The sequence below is a fragment of the Streptomyces sp. N50 genome (assembly GCF_033335955.1).
Taxonomy (GTDB): domain Bacteria; phylum Actinomycetota; class Actinomycetes; order Streptomycetales; family Streptomycetaceae; genus Streptomyces.
Map to the genome: position 1 here is coordinate 542,788 of NZ_CP137550.1, position 14,988 is coordinate 557,775.

Genomic DNA, 14,988 nt, shown 5'->3' on the forward strand with positions numbered 1-14,988 from the left:
GGTCAGGCATGCAGGCGGCTGCCGTTGACGGCGACCCGGCGGCCCTCGCGGGTGTGCGGGAAGTAGTCCCAGACGGCGTGGTGCTGGACGCTGCGGTTGTCCCAGAGGACGAGGGTGCGCTCCTGCCAGCGGACCCGGCAGTGCAGCAACGGGGTGCGGGCTATGTGCGCGTACAGCATCTCCAGCAGGGCGTCGCTCTCGGCGCGGGACAGCTGGGTGATGTGCGAGGTGTAGGGGGCGTTGACGAAGAGGAGCCTGCGGTCGGTCTCCGGGTGGCGCGCGATGACCGGCTGTTCGGTGCGCGGTACCTCGTACTCGGGCGGTGGGGTCTGTCCGGCCGCGGTCCAGGGCAGGGCTCCGTCGTGGACGGCGGTGAGGCTTTCGAGGAAGGTCCGCATCGCCGGTGAGAGCAGTTCGTAGGCGAGGTGCATGTTGGCGAAGACGGTGTCGCCGCCGCTGCCGCCCTCGGGGATGGTGGTGATGTACAGCAGCGAGCCGAGGGAGGGTTCGGCGTCGGCGGTGCCGTCGGCGTGCCAGCCGTTGCCGGCGACGGCCTTGGACTCCTTGGTCGCCTTGATGTCCAGGATGTGCGGGTCGGATCCCTCGGGCGCGAGGGCCACGGGGTGCAGTTCGCCGAAGACGCCCGCGAACCGCTTGTGTTCCTCGGGAGTGATGTCCTGATCGCGGAAGACGAGCACGTGGTGGGTCTGGAACGCGTGCTTGAGTTCCTTCTCCTGCTGGGGTGTCAGCTCGTGGGAGAGGTCGAGGCCGGTGACCTCGGCGCCCAGCACCGGGGTGATCGGGGCGACGGACAGGGTGTCGTAGGGCTCGGCGGGGCGGGTGGTGATCCGCTCGACGGCCTTGAGTGCGTAGTCCTCCATGAGGGACCTCCGGGGCATCGGTGGGGGCGGGGGTGAGGGGGAACCGGTGCGGGGCTGCCGCACGGTGCCCTCCTCAGGATCTTCCGGCGGGGTGGGGCAGGGCGGCGGCTGCTCGCGTGTGGGGCGGGGCCGCTGCGAGCGCGGCGGCGATCGCTTCCACGTGGGGTTGCGCGACCAGCTCGTAGTGGGTGGCGTCGACGTGGTGAAGGCGGAAGGAGCGGGGCAGATGGGCGTCCCACGCGTCGGGGGCGGTCGGTTCCGGGGCCAACACCCCTTCCTCTACGGGGCGTTGGGCGATCCATACCTCGACAGGCGTCCGGTGCAGTCGCGGCAGCCGGTGTTCGGCCATGGCGGCGAGGTTGGTCCGGCAGCACTGCGCGAGGCGTTCGGCGTAGGCGCGTCCGGACTCGGACAGTCGTCCACCACCACCGCTGCCGTTGCCGCTCAACTCGCGGGCGAACACGGCGTCCACCTGTTGTTCGTCGTACGCGGCGAGCCGTCGTCCGGCGCCGGGTGGCGGCGGGTCGAGGAGATGGACGGCGTCGACGGGTCGGCCGTCCGCCTCGGCAAGTGCCGCCATGGACAAGGCGGTCCAGGCACCGAACGACCAACCCGCGAGGCGCAGGCGGCAGTCGGGGTCCGGGAACGCGGCCCGGACGGCCTCCAGGTAGTGCGCGGCGCGATCGGCGATCGAGCGGGCGGGCTGCGCCGGGTCACGCAGTTTCGGGTCGGCGATGAGGCAGACGGTCAACTCGTCGGGCAGGGCCGCCACCAGAGGCCGGTAGGCCTGGATGTCACCGCCGACCGGATGGACCAGGCACAGCACGTCCGGACCCGGTGCGCGCTGCCACACCTCGACGTCCACCGCGGCGGCGGACGCGCGGGTGCCGGTCTCGAAGTGGCCGAGGTGCCCGAGGATCTCGGTGAGGCTCACCCGGTGGCTCAGCCGGGACAGGTCGATGTCGGTTCCGTAGCGGCGTTTCACCTCGTCGATGAGTTCCAGCAGGGCGAGCGAGTCGGCGCCGAGGTCGTACAGCGCGGCCTCCGGGTCGACGGTGTCCACGCCCAGCAAGTCGACGAGGATCTCGGTGAGTTCGGCCGTGGGGTCGCCCGGTGCGGGGTGCGCGGAGGGCACCGGCTCGTGTCGGGAGTCGGGGTCCGGCTCGTAGAAGTGGCGAGCCTCGGTCAAGGCCGTGGTGTTGACCATCAGGTGCGGCAACTGAAGGTGCAGGGCGCGTTCGAAGATCGCGGCGCCGTCCTCGGGGGTGAGCGCCACCTTCAGGTGTTCCTGGTGGCGGGCATCGGTGGTCAGGGCATGCTGTGCCATGCCGACGTCCCGCCAGGCGTCCCAGCCGATGCTCATTCGGACGGTGGAGGCATCGTCGCCCGGCGGCGCGTGATGGGCGTAGGCGTCGAGGCAGGCGTTGGCCGCCGCGTAGTCGAACTGCCCAACTCCCCCGAACCGGACCGCCATTGACGAGCAGTAGGCCGCGTAGTCGGGGTCGTGCTCGGCGATGAGCCGTTCGACGAGCAGGGCGCCGCGCAGTTTGGCGGCCGTGGCGCGGCGGGCGGTGGCGGGGTCGCGGCGGGCGAGAAGCCCTCCGGCGGCCGTGCCCGCGGCGTGGACGATGCCGGCGAGGCCGTCCAGATGCGGGGCCAACCGGTCGGCGACCGTGGCCAGTTCGTCCGTTGCGAGATCGGCGGGGACCAGTGTGACGCGGTCCTGGTACGGCCGTAGCGCGGGCGGTGTCTCGGTGCCTCGGGCGACGAGGACGACGTGGTTGCCCGGGTGCTCCAGGAGGCGGGCGGCCAGAGTGGCGCCGATGCCTCCGGTGCCGCCGAGGACCAGGTGGGTGCCGGGGGCGGCCGAACGGATAGCGGGCGGCGGGGAGTTGGGGACCCGGACCGGTTGGAGCGTGCGCTGCCACCAGAAGCCGTCGCGCAGCGCGGTCGCCGGTTCGGTGATCGTGTCGTCCAGGAGGAGGTCGGGCAGGTGGGCCGCCCAGTCGGCCGGGCGGGGTCCGGGCAGGTCGGTCCAGCGCAGGGTAACGCCCAGTTCCTGCCGGGGTACTTCGACAGCGGCGGCGAGCAGGCCCGCCTCAGGGGTGCGGACGGGACCGGTGACCGGCTGCGACCCGTGGGACAGCAGCCAGGCCCGTGGCCGTACGGCGTCCGGTACGTCGGCCAGGGCGCGGGCGAGCGCCGCGACGGTGTCGAGGCAGGCCAACTGGGCGGCTTCCAGGGCGTGTTCATCGAGGCTGCCGTCGAGAGCCAGCGGCAGCGCGTGCAGCCAGTCGACGCCGGGGCCGCCGGGACGGGTGACCCGCTCCAGTACGGCGGCGAGCTGCCCGGAGTCGGCGGGATCGGCCTCGTAGCGGTCCTCGTCGAGACGGGCGAGGGTCTCCCCGGCGCACACGGTCACCACCCGGGCGTAGTGCCGCTCCAGGAACCGCCACGACTCGGCCCCCGCGTCCGTGACCACCACGGCGGTGCGCCGAGGTTCGTGCGCGCCGGTGCGGGCGCGGCGCAACCGTGTCCACTGCGGCTGGTGCAGCCACTGGTCGGCGGGCAACCGCTGCGGTCCGGCCGGCGGCGACACAGGCGTACGCGGGAAGTCGTACTCCGCCGTGTCGAAGGTCGGCGGCGGGAAGTCCCAGGGCGCGGACGCGGAACCCTCGGGCCATACGAGGGTGTGCCCGGCCGTCCATGCCTCGGCGAGGGCGTGCGGGTCCCGGTCCTGGGCCGGGCCGCCGGGCTGCGGGTGCGGGGCCGTGATGCCGGAGAGCGCTTCGAGCCATGCGACGGCGGAGTCGGCGTCCGGGCAGACCGCCGCCGCCCGGTGGCCGAGCGCGGGCCGTCCGGCCTGGAGGTGCCGCAGCACCTGCGGATAGGCGTCGGGCCGCGCCCTCAGGTAGGCGGCGATACGACGCCCGTCCGCGCGTACGGCGGCCTCGGAGCTGCCGGACAGCACCAGGCACGGCACCAACTCCTGCGCGGTGTCGGCGACTTGCACCGACTCCGCGTGTTCGAGGAGCAGGTGGGCGTTGGTCCCGCCGATACCGAAACTGCTGACGGCGGCGACTCGCGGCCCGTCCTGCGGCCAGGGTTCGGCGGCGACCGGTACGCGGAACGGGCCGTCGTCGATCTCAGGGTTGAGCCGGTCGAAGTCCGCCGTCGGCGGGACGATCCCGTGGTGCACGGCGAGCACGGCCCGCACCATGCCGACGACGCCCGCGGCGGCGCCCAAGTGTCCGATCTGGCTCTTCACCGAGGACAGCGCCACGCGCGCGTCGTCCGCCAGTCCGTACGCCTGACGCAGCGCGGCCGCCTCCACCGGGTCCCCGAGCCGGGTACCGGTGCCATGTGCCTCCACATAGCCGAGGTCGGTGCCGCTACGGCCGCTGCGGTGCAGGGCGGCGCGGATCGCGGAGCGCTGTCCGGCCAGTGCGGGGGCGCTGTAACTGAGCTTGTCCGAGCCGTCGTTGTTGATGCCCGAGCCGGTGATGACGGCGTAGACGGTGTCCCCGTCACGTCGGGCAGCGGCAAGGGGCTTGAGGACGACGACGCCGGTTCCGCTGGCCCCGACGGTGCCGGCGGCGTCCGCGCTGAAGGGTCGGCAGTGCCCGTCCGGGGAGAAGATGTGCTGCGGTCGGTAGGTGTAGCCGTCGGTCAGGTCAGTGTCGACGAGGACACCGCCGACGAGCATCACGTCCGCGTCGCCCTGCCGCAGCAGCCCGGCGGCGACATGTACGCCGACGAGCGAACTGGAGCACGCCGACTGCACGGTGAAGGCGGGGCCGGTCAGGCCGAGGTGGTAGGCGGCCTTGGTGGCCAGGAAGTCCTTCTCGTGGTGCAGCGCGAGCCGGAAGGTGTCGGGCAGTTCGGCCGACTCCGCCTCGCGCAGCATGCGTTGGAAGTAGGTGTTCTCCCCGCACGCGGCGAGAAGTCCGACCCGCTCGGCCCTCGGGTCTCCGATACCGGCGTGGGCGAGTGCCTCGACGCAGTTCATCAGGAGGTGCCGTTGCTGGGGGTCCATCAGCCGGGCCTCGTGCGGGCTGATCGTGAAGCGGCCCGGGTCGAAGGCGAGCATCCCGCCAACTGGCTGCGCGCGCCGACCCGGCCGTCCGTCGCCGGGAAGTGCTCGATGCCCCGGCGGCCGGAGACCACCAGGTCCCAGAAGGCGGCCAGGTCAGGGGCGCCAGGCAGCCGTACGGCCATCCCGATGACGGCGATGGGTTCCTCGGTCCGCTCCCCCGGCAGCTGTGGGGCGTCCGGGACGACGGCATCCTCCGTTGCGCGTCCCTCCACAAGGCGGGCCAGCGCGCGGAGGCTGACGTGTTCGAACAACTCGGGGACGGTGAAAACGAGTTCGTCCTCGCCGGCGCAGCGGAGCTGGAAGCGCATCAGGTCCAGGCTGGTGGCACCGGCGTCGAAGAACCGCTGTTCCACACCGATCGCCTTGCCGGTCACCGTCTCGAACAGCGCGGCCAGCCGTCCTTCCAGCGGTGAGACGGCCGGGGCGGTCACGTCGGCGGAGCGCAGGTCACGGCCCGGCGCGGTGTACGCCGCCCGGCGGTCCAGCTTGCCGCTGGGCGTGCGCGGCAGTTCCGTCAGGCGACGGAAACGGCTGATGCGCACGTAGGACGGCAGCAACCCGGCCAGGTGGTCCGCGAGTTCGGCCGGATCGGGGTCGCCGCCCCGGCATTGCAGGCAGGCCACCAGCCGCCCGCCCTCCACGACCGCGACCGCGTGGGTCACACCGGGATACTGCAGCAACGCGGCCTCGACCTGCCCCAACTCCAGCCGGAACCCGCCGAGTTTGACCTGGCTGTCGTCGCGCCCCGCGTAGTGCAGCAGACCCCGCTCGTCGAACCGGGCCAGGTCGCCGGTGCGGTAGAAGGTCCCGAGGTCCGGGTCGTCGGTGAAGCGGTCACGGTTCGGCATGCCGTCGCCATCACCGTCGCCGTCGCCGACGTAGCAGCGGTTGGCCATGACACCGCCGATCAGCAACTCGCCGGTGGCGCCGGGCGGGACGGGGAGACCGCCCTCGTCGACGACGCGCAGGACGGCGTTGGCCACCGGACGCCCGATCTCGGGGCGCAGCGGCCAGGCGGCGGGGTCGCCGTCGAGGCACAGGCCGCTGACGACATGGGTCTCGGTGGGGCCGTAGTGGTTGAACAGCCGGGCGTCCGGCAACCGGGCGAACCAGCGGCGGATCGCGTCGGTGCACACCAACTGCTCCCCGGCGGTGACGACTTCGCGCAGCCGGGACGGGAACTGCCCGGTACGTACACCGTGTTCGGCGAGGAGTTGCAGCGCGACGTACGGCAGGAAGATCCGCTCCGCTCCCCCACTCTCCAACTCCCGGAGCAGGGAGGGGACATCGTGGCGCCAGCCGGGTTCCACCAGGCGCAGCAGGCCGCCGGAGCACAGGGTCGTGAAGATCTCCTGGAAGGACACGTCGAAGGACAGCATGGAGAACTGCTGGGTGACGGCGGGCCCGCTCAGGCCGCCGTCGGTGCGCTGCCAGGTCAGCAGGTTGCACAGGGTCCGGTCGGGGACCTGGACGCCCTTGGGAGTGCCGGTGGAGCCGGACGTGAACAGGGTGTAGAGCGGGCGCAGCCCCTGGTGCGGGGGCAGTTGGGGTACCGCGGTGGGCGTCTCGGCGAGGGTGAGGATGTGCCGGGGCAGGGACGGTGGTGCGATCGCGGCGAGGAGGTGTTCGTCCTCGCGTGTCACGAGTACGCACAACGGGTCGGCCTGGTCGAGCACGTGCCGTAGCAAGGATGGCGGGTATGCGGGGTCGAGGGGTACGACGGTGAGGTTGAGGCGGGCCGCCGCCAGGAGCGCCACGACATGCTCGACGGAGGGCTGGAGGTAGAGCGCCACGGCCGCCGGGGCGGCGGGATCGGCCGGGAGGCGGGTGCCTAGTGCGGCCGCCAACTCGGCTGCCTGTGCGTCGAGTTCGGCGTAGGTGAGGGTGGTCTCGCCGGTGGTGACGGCCGGGGCGTGCGGGGTGCGGGCCGCCTGCCGTGCGAAGCCGTCGGCGACGGTGGTGAAGTCCGGTGCGCGCGTGGGGCCTTGGCCGTGGTCGGGCAGGGTGCGGCGGTAGTCGGCGACCAGTTCGTGCAGGGTGATGTCGGTGTCCGTGTCGCCGGTCAGGTGGTCGAGGGTCTGACGGAAGAGGCGGGCCGCGGCCTGGGTGCGTTCGGCGCCGATGTCGTCGCGGTACTCCCACAGGCAGTCGAACCCGGCCGCGTGCTCCACCACCGACAGCGTGAGGGCGCACTTGGCACCCAGCGGCTCGGGCCACAGTGGGCGCACGTCGCAGCCGTCCAGGCGCAGTGCCGAGAAGTCGGTGTTCTCCAGGACGAAGAGGTAGTCGAACAAGGGAGTTCGTTCGCGGAAGCCGGGGTCCGCGAGGAGGTCGGCGAGGGCGACCTCCTGGTCCTGGAGCACAGTGCGCACGGCGTCGGAGTGGGCCGAGAGCTGAGCGTCCAGTGTGCGATGCGGCTCCAACGGCAGGTCCAGGAGCACGGTGTTGGCGAACATGCCGACCGTGTCCGCGAATTCGGGGCGGGGCCGGTTCACCACCGGTGTGGCGACCAGCGGACGCCCCTGACCGGTCACGCCGTAGAGGCTCGCGGCGAACGCGGACACCAGCAAATGGAAGCGCGTCAGGCCGAGTTGTGCGGCGCGACGGTCCAGCGCGCTGCGGCGGACCAGGTCGAGCGAGGTGCGCAGCAGGCGGGCTCGTGGCGCGTCGGGGGCCGGCAGCGCGGGTGACGGTTCGCCGTCATGGCCGTAGTGGGACCGCAGCCGGGTGCGGCGGTCCTCGTAGCCGGAGCTGGTGTGCCAACTCCGTTGCCAGCGGGCGAAGTCCAGGGGGGTGAGGGTGGAGTGCGGCCGGGCGCTCTGGGCGGCACAGGCCTCGGTCAGGTCGCGGAGAAGGAGGTTGAGCGACCAGCCGTCCACGGCGACGTGGTGCAGGTGCAGCAGGAGCAGTCCGCCGTCGGCCTGTGCCACCCAGGCCGCCCGCAGCATCCGGGCGTCGCCGAGGTCGAAGCGGTGGTCGAAGAACCGGTCGGCGGTGTCCTGCCACTCCTCCCCGGGACGGGCTTCGAGGCGTTGCCAAGGGTCGTACGGATCACCGGCCTGTTGGAGCAGCCCGTCGGGGGTGGGGACCAGCCGGGTACGCAGGGCAACATGCCGTTCCACCAGCGTGCGCACCGCGCGGTGCAGGGCCTCCGTGTCGACGCGGCCTTCGACACGGAAGGCCAACGGCACGTCGTAGGAACGGTTTTCGGGCTCGCGTTGGTGCAGGAGCCAGAGGCGTTCTTGCTCGCTGGTGGCCGGTGCGGTCGGCTCGGCGGAGGGCGCGGGCACGGGTGGGTGTTCTCCCGCCGCCGTCTCCGTGGCGTGTACGGCGTCGGCGAGGGCGGCGAAGTCGGCCTGTAGAACGAGGTCGTGCGGCAGGTCGACGGCGAAACGGTCGAGGATCTCGAAGCGGAAGCGCAGCGCCTTCAGCGAGTCACCGCCGCTCGCTGCCCAACGGTCGCCGGGGCGCAGGCCGTTGACGGCGAGGATGTCCTCGGCGACCTCCAGCACCCGCCGCTGCTCGGCGCTGACGGGCACGTCACCCTCCTGCGCACCGCGCCACGGGGTCCCGGCGTCGCGCAGAAGGGCGGCCTGGTCGACCTTGCCGTTGGCGTTTCGCGGCAACTCGGCGACGAGGTACGTGTGATGGGGGCGCATGTACGACGGCAGGGCGGCGGCGAGGTGACGATCGTAGGCGTCGTAGGAGAGTTCGTCGCCCAGGACGAGGAAGGCGAGCAGTTCGCTGCGGTCCGCCGCGTCGCGGCGGGTGCCTATGTAGGCCTGGCGGACGGCGGGTTGGGCCAGGATCTGCCGCTCCACCTCGCCCGGTTCGATACGGAAGCCGCGCACCTTGACCTGGCGGTCGGCCCGGCCGACGTAGGTGATCCGGCCTTCGCCGTCCTGGCGTACGAGGTCGCCGGTGCGGTACCAGCGGCGTTCGCCGCCGTCCTCGTGCGGCAGCCGTACGAAGCCGCGCTCCGTCTGTTCCGGGAGGTTGCGGTAGCCGAGGGCCAACGCCGGTCCGGACAACAGCAGTTCGGCCACTTCGCCCGGCTCGGCGACGCGGTCGTCCTCGGTGCGGAGCAGTACGGCGGTACCGGGGAGCGGGGTGCCGATCGGGATGGTGTCGCCGGCGAAGTCGCGCGGGATGGGGCCGCAGAGGGCGAAGGTCGTCGCCTCCGTCGGCCCGTACACGTTGTGCAGGACGGTGCGGGACGCGGAGTTGGTCCCGTACCAGCGGCGGACGATGCGTGCGTTGAGCTGTTCACCGCCGACGAGTACCTGTCCGATGCCGGCGAAACAGTCCGGCACCTGTTCAACCACCGCGTTGAACAAGGCCGTTGTGATGAACAGTGTGTCGACCCGGCGTTCGCCGAGCACCCTGGCGAACCGGGGCGCACTGTGCACCTCTTCGTCGTCGAGTACGACGCAGACGCCGCCGGTCAGGAGGGGAACCCACACCTCGAAACTCAGCGCGTCGAAGGCGGGGTTGGCCAGGCTGGCGAAGCGGGCGCCGGGCCGCAGGTCGAGGTAGCCGGGGCGGGCCAGGCGGAGCACTCCGTCGTCGGTGACCTCGACGCCCTTGGGGTTCCCCGTGCTGCCAGAGGTGTAGAAGACGAAGCCCACTGCCGTGTCGCCGGACTCCCCCGGAGGCACGGCGGGCGAGACGGGACCGTCGCCAGTCAGGAGCAGGTGGGCGTCCAACCCGGCAATGCGCTCGGGCAGTTGAGGAACATGCCCGCTGTCGTGGACTACGGCGACGGCGCCCGAGTCGTCGAGGATGTGCCGTTGCCGGTCGGGTGGGCTGAGTCGGTCGAGGGGGACGACGGTGGCTCCGGCGCGGCGGATGCCGAGCATGACGCAGACCAGTCGCCGGGAGCGGGGCAGGTGTACGGCGACCGCGTGGCCCGGGCGAACTCCGGCCGCGTGCAGGCGCGTTGCCACTTTGCCACTGACTCGTTCGAGTTCCGCGTAGTCGAGGACCCGGTCGCCGTCCTCGACGGCGACGGCGGCGGGGGTACGGCGAGCCTGGCCCAGTACGGCCTCGGCGAGGGAGACGGACCGCGTAGGGGCCGGGGAGACTCTGTGGGCATGGCGGAGGTCCATCACGCCTCCCGTATCGGCAGAGCCAACTGGGCGCCGTGGTGGGCGAGTTCGGCGGCGAGCAGGGTGCCGACCTGGGCGGCTCCGACGCCCTCCAGGATCTCCCAGTGGTCGCATTCCATCGTCTCGACGCGGTAGTCGCCCTCGGCGCGGCGGCGCCAGAAGGCGCGGACCTCGGCGTGGAAGGGGGTGTCGTCGCCGTCCGGTACGGCCTGGGCGAGGACGACGCGTGCCGGGGAGGCCGCAGGGAGGTGTTCGCGGGCGGTGAGGCGGTTGTGGTTGTAGAGGTGGAAGTAGCGGTCGACCTGGGCGTCGTCGATGCCGGGGTACATCCCGTTGAACCTCACGAGTTTGTCGCGGAACTCGGCCGCGTCGACGGCGCCGATCTCCGCGCGTGCGGATGCGTCGTCGGTGGCCTGGGTGTCGAGGAGGACGACGCTGACGGCCCGGTGTCCGGCGCGGGCCAGCAGTCGTCCCATCTCATGGGCGACGAGGCCGCCGTAGGACAGGCCGGTCAGGACCAGGGGGGACGCGTCGTCGGGTCGGATCAGTCGCAGGTACTCCGCGGCCATGGCCTCCACACTGGGGAGGAGGTCCTCGTCGGGGTTCACTCCCGGGGACTGGATGCCGTACAGACCGACGCTGTCGGGGAGGAGTGTGGCCAGGGGGAGGTAGCAGAAGGCGGTGCCGCCTGCGGGGTGGACGCAGACGACGCGCGGGCCGGTGCCAGGGCGGAACTCGATGAGGCTGCCGGGTGCGCGGCCCGTGCCGTCCTCGCGGAGCAGAGCGGCGAGTGACTCGATGGTGGGGCGGGTCATCACCTCGCCGACCGGCAGCCGGCGGCCGAACGTCTCGGTGACGGCGTGGGCCATCTTGATGGCGGAGAGCGAAGTGCCGCCGATCTCGAAGAAGTTGTCACTGACGCCTATGTCGGGGTGGAGCAGGATGCGCTGCCATATGCGGTACAGGCCGTGCTCTATGTGGTCGCGCGGGCTGGCCGTGTTGACCTGGGTGGAGGTCGACTCCCGGGCCAGGCGCAGGAGTTGGGGCCGGTCGAGTTTGCCGCTGCGGTTGATCGGGAGGGTGTCGAGGTCGAGGAAGACGGCGGGGATCATGTAGTCGGGCAGGCGGCGGGCGAGGGCGGTGCGCCAGTCGTGGGTGGTGCGGGCCGGTGCGGTGCCCCGGCCGACGCCGGCGAGCAGACGGGGCTGTCCGGTCGCGTCGTGGTCGACGAGGACGGCGGCTTCGCGGACGCCGGGCAGGGCCATGAGCGCGGCCTCGACCTCGGCGGGTTCGATCCGGAAGCCGCGGAGTTTGACCTGGTCGTCGGCGCGCCCCATGTAGTGCGCCTGGCCGTCGGGCAGGCGCCGGGCGAGGTCTCCGGTGCGGTAGATCCGCTCGCCGGGCTCGAACGGGTCGGGCAGGAAGCGTTCCTTGGTGAGGTCCGGGCGGCCCAGATAACCGCGGGCCAGCGAGGCTCCGCCGAGGTACACCTCCCCCACCACGCCGGGCGGGACGGGTTCCATGCGGCCGTCGAGGATGTACATACGGGTGCCGGGCAGCGGGCGGCCGATGGGGCAGGGCCGGTCCAGCGGGCGGGGGTCGTAGTACGCGGTGCTGTAGAGGGTCGCTTCGGTGGGGCCGTAGCCGAAGCAGATCCGCAGGCCGGGGAGGTGCTGTGTCATGCGGTGCAGGGCGGCTTCGGTGAGCGACTCAACTCCTGTGAGGAGCGTGTGCAGTTGGAGTCCGCGCAGGCGTACGGCCGGGTCCTCGTCGATCCACTTCACGTAGGCGGGCGGCAGGAAGGCCTGGGTCACGGCGTGTTCGCGCATCCATGCCAGCAGCTCCTCGGGGTCGCCGCGCAACTCCTCGGGGACGATGTGGAGTTCGCCGCCGGTGGTCAGGGGCAGCAGCAGTTCGTGGATCGAGGCGTCGAAGCCGGTGCTGGACCAGGCGGAGCCGACCTCGCCGGGGGCGGTGCCCATGCGGGCGTGCCAGGTGGCGAAGAGGTTCAGGACGCTGCGGTGCTCCACCGCGACGCCCTTGGGCCGTCCCGTGGATCCGGAGGTGAAGATCACGTAGGCGAGCCGGTCCGGCGCGGGATCGATGCCTGCGGGCGGTTCGTGGCGGGTTGCCCCCTCGGCTTCCACGGCGCTCAAGTCGAGCCATTCCGGGGCGCGTTCGCTGTCGTGGTCGCTCAGGACGAGGGGGCAGGCCGCGTCCTCGACCATGTTCGCGAGGCGTTCGGCGGGCTGGCCCGGGTCGAGCGGGAGGTAGGCGGCGCCCGCCTTGAGGATGCCCAGGATGCCGACGGCCAGGTCGCGGGACCGCTTCGCGTGGAGGCCGACGACGTCGCCGGGTCGGACGGAACGGGCGACGAGGGCGTGCGCGAGGTGGTTGGCGCGGCGGTCGAGGGCCGCGTAGTCCAGCGAGCTGTCGCGGTCGACGACGGCGGTGCGGGCCGGGTGCTCGCGGACCTGGGTCTCGAAGAGCTCGACGAGTCCGGACGCCGCGTGCGGAGCGGGCCCGAAGGTCTCCGACCGCGTGGCGTCGCCGTCGAGCAGCTCGCGCAGGCGTTCCTGAGGGGCCATCAACTCCAGGGAGCGGACGTCCCGTTCGGGGTGGCGGACCATGTCGGTGAGCAGGTTCCGCAGATGGCCGGCCCAGCGCTCGGCGGTGGTGTGGTCGAGGAGGGCTGTCGCGTAGTCCAGGTACCCGGTGATACGGCCGTCGGACTCGGTCGCCGAGACAGCCAGGTCGAACTTGGCCGGGGCGTGGGCGATCGGCAGCGGCTGGGCGTCCACTCCGGGCAGGTGCAGCAGGTCCCGCCGTTCGGGCACCCAGGCCAGCATGGTCTGGAACAGCGGGGTGCGGGAGGCGCTGCGCGGCGGGTTGACCAGCTCGACGATGCGCTCGAACGGCAGGTTCTGGTGGGCGAGTGCCTCGCGTACGACGGCGCGGGTGCGGGCGAGGGCCTCGGACACGGTTGGGGAACCGGACAGATCGATGCGCAACGGGAGGGAGTTGACGAGGAAGCCGATGAGACCGGCCGCGCCCGGGCCGCGCCGGTTGGCGAAGGGGCTTCCGACAACGATGTCCTCCTGCCCGGAGAGGCGCGACAGGAGAATCGCCCAGCCGGCCAGCACGGCCACGAAGGGGGTGGCACCGTGCTGTCTCGCGAGGCCGCGGAGCCCGGCGGTGACCTCGGCGTCGAGGCTGAACTCGGCCCGGCCGCCCCCGTATTGCTGTTCCGTCGGCCGTGGCCGGTCGGTGGGCAGGTCCAGGACGGGCGGCGCGTCGTGCAGCGCGCGGCGCCAGTAGTCCTCCTGGGCGGCGAGCCCACCGTCGAGGACGGCTTGTTCCCGGGTCTGCGTGTGGTCGGCGAACTGCACCGTGAGCGGAGGCAGCGGGTTCGGGGCGCCGGCCGCGAACGCCTCGTAGAGCTTGCCGAGTTCGTCCATCATGACGTTCATCGAGACGCCGTCGTAGATGCTGTGATGGAACGTCAGCAGGAGTACGTGGCGGTCCGGTCCCAGGGCGAGGAGGCGTCCGCGTCCGAGGGGGCCGGTGTCGAGGTCGAACGGCCTTTGTTCCTCGTCGAGTTGGCGGTCGGCGACGCACGCCTCGGGGTCATCGGCCCCGGTGAGGTCCTCGAAGGTCAGGGCGAATCCCCCGCCCGGTGGGTCGATGTGCTGGTGCACCTCCCCTTCGGTGGCCACCAGCCTTGTGCGCAGGGTCTCATGACGGTCGGTCAGCTCGTCGAAGGCTCGGGACAGCAGGTCGAGGTTGAGCGGGCCGGTCAGGGAGAAGGCGATCGTCTCGTTGTACGCGGCGTTCGCGCCCGGGAGTTGGGCCAGGAACCACAGCCGCCGCTGGGCGAAGGAGGCCGGTCGGACGCGGGGCGCCGACTCGGTGCCGCCGGTGGCTGTTCCGGTGGACGCGCGTGGAGTGGGGACAGGGTGGGGGGTGTTGTGCACCGGCGATACCTGGCCTTCCCAACGATATGGGGCGGGGGTGACATCGAGCGCGACAGGCCGGGATCACCGGACTGCCGACGGGCCGGAAAGGACGCGCTCGCCGTCGAGCGGGCGTCGTGGGAGCGGAGCGCGAGGCCGGTGGGACGAAGGGGTCGGTCCACGGGGCGCGGCGGCCGAAAGCGGCCCGGTGATTCGATAATTCGATTCCCGAAATCGTCGGCCAATTACCTGGTCACGCCGTTTTCCTGCTCACTCGGATTCCCTTCCGGAGCTCCGTGACACAGCCGTAATCATCGATCACAGGCTCAGGACATGTCAATACTCGACATTCCGCAACACCTCACAGAACACCCACAGCGAAAAAGAGTCCCATGAAACTCCCATATAGGAATAAAGGCTCCACAACGTCGCACGTTTTCCCCCGGAGTGCGGCGAAACGCCATTACGGGCAAAGAAGGCCTCATGTTCCGTCGGACGAACTCGTCCGCTCTTCGTCCTGCGGTACGGCGTATCCAGGCACGGAAGGCCAGCGCACGGTCAGTACCACGGACTCGTCCTCCGCGGTCCAGGAGTGGTCCACTCCCCGGCCCCAGACGACATAGTCGCCCTGTTCTTCCAACAGCACGCTTCGACCGGGGAACTCCATACGGAAGCGGCCTGAGATCAGGACCAGGACAGCTGCGCGCACTTCGCCCTTCACCCACTGCGCCCGCTGTTCGCCGCGCGGGTGGACACCCCATTTGACCTCGACGGCGTCGCTGTGGAGAGGACTTCCTTCCTCTTTGAAGTGCCCGAGCAGCCACCCCCGGTCCAGTACCGCGTCTTTGCCCGCATTACCCACGTACACACTGTCTTCCATGCGCCGGAACGCTAGCAGCGGACCATCGCCGCGGTGACAGGGTGCCCGGGCCGGCGGGCCGGGCCTGCCC

The 14,988-nt window shown here is 71.6% G+C and carries 4 protein-coding genes and 1 pseudogene; all 5 read right to left on the bottom strand.

Annotated features, from left to right (window positions below; translation table 11 throughout):
• Positions 1-2: 2 nt before the first annotated feature.
• The 5 genes and pseudogenes from R2B38_RS46965 to R2B38_RS46985 all read right to left on the bottom strand — a co-directional run bounded on the left by R2B38_RS46965 (position 3) and on the right by R2B38_RS46985 (position 14,918).
• Positions 3-881, bottom strand: a complete 879-nt coding sequence (locus R2B38_RS46965) for a TauD/TfdA dioxygenase family protein (RefSeq protein ID WP_318022328.1) — start codon at positions 879-881, stop codon at positions 3-5.
• A 73-nt stretch (positions 882-954) separates the two neighbouring features.
• Positions 955-2,208: a thioesterase domain-containing protein gene (locus tag R2B38_RS46970; RefSeq protein WP_318023076.1), complete on the bottom strand. Its 1,254-nt coding sequence runs from the start codon at positions 2,206-2,208 to the stop codon at positions 955-957.
• A 35-nt stretch (positions 2,209-2,243) separates the two neighbouring features.
• A pseudogene (locus R2B38_RS46975) lies at positions 2,244-10,199 on the bottom strand (beta-ketoacyl synthase N-terminal-like domain-containing protein); the annotation flags it as partial.
• A complete protein-coding gene (locus tag R2B38_RS46980) occupies positions 10,085-14,059 on the bottom strand; it encodes an amino acid adenylation domain-containing protein (RefSeq protein WP_318022329.1) in 3,975 nt (1,324 codons plus the stop codon). The gene R2B38_RS46980 and the pseudogene R2B38_RS46975, both read right to left, overlap by 115 nt.
• Positions 14,060-14,519: 460 nt before the next feature.
• The gene (locus tag R2B38_RS46985; RefSeq protein ID WP_318022330.1) at positions 14,520-14,918 is read right to left on the bottom strand and encodes a signal peptidase I; all 399 of its coding nucleotides are present in this window, start codon (positions 14,916-14,918) and stop codon (positions 14,520-14,522) included.
• Positions 14,919-14,988: the final 70 nt, after the last annotated feature.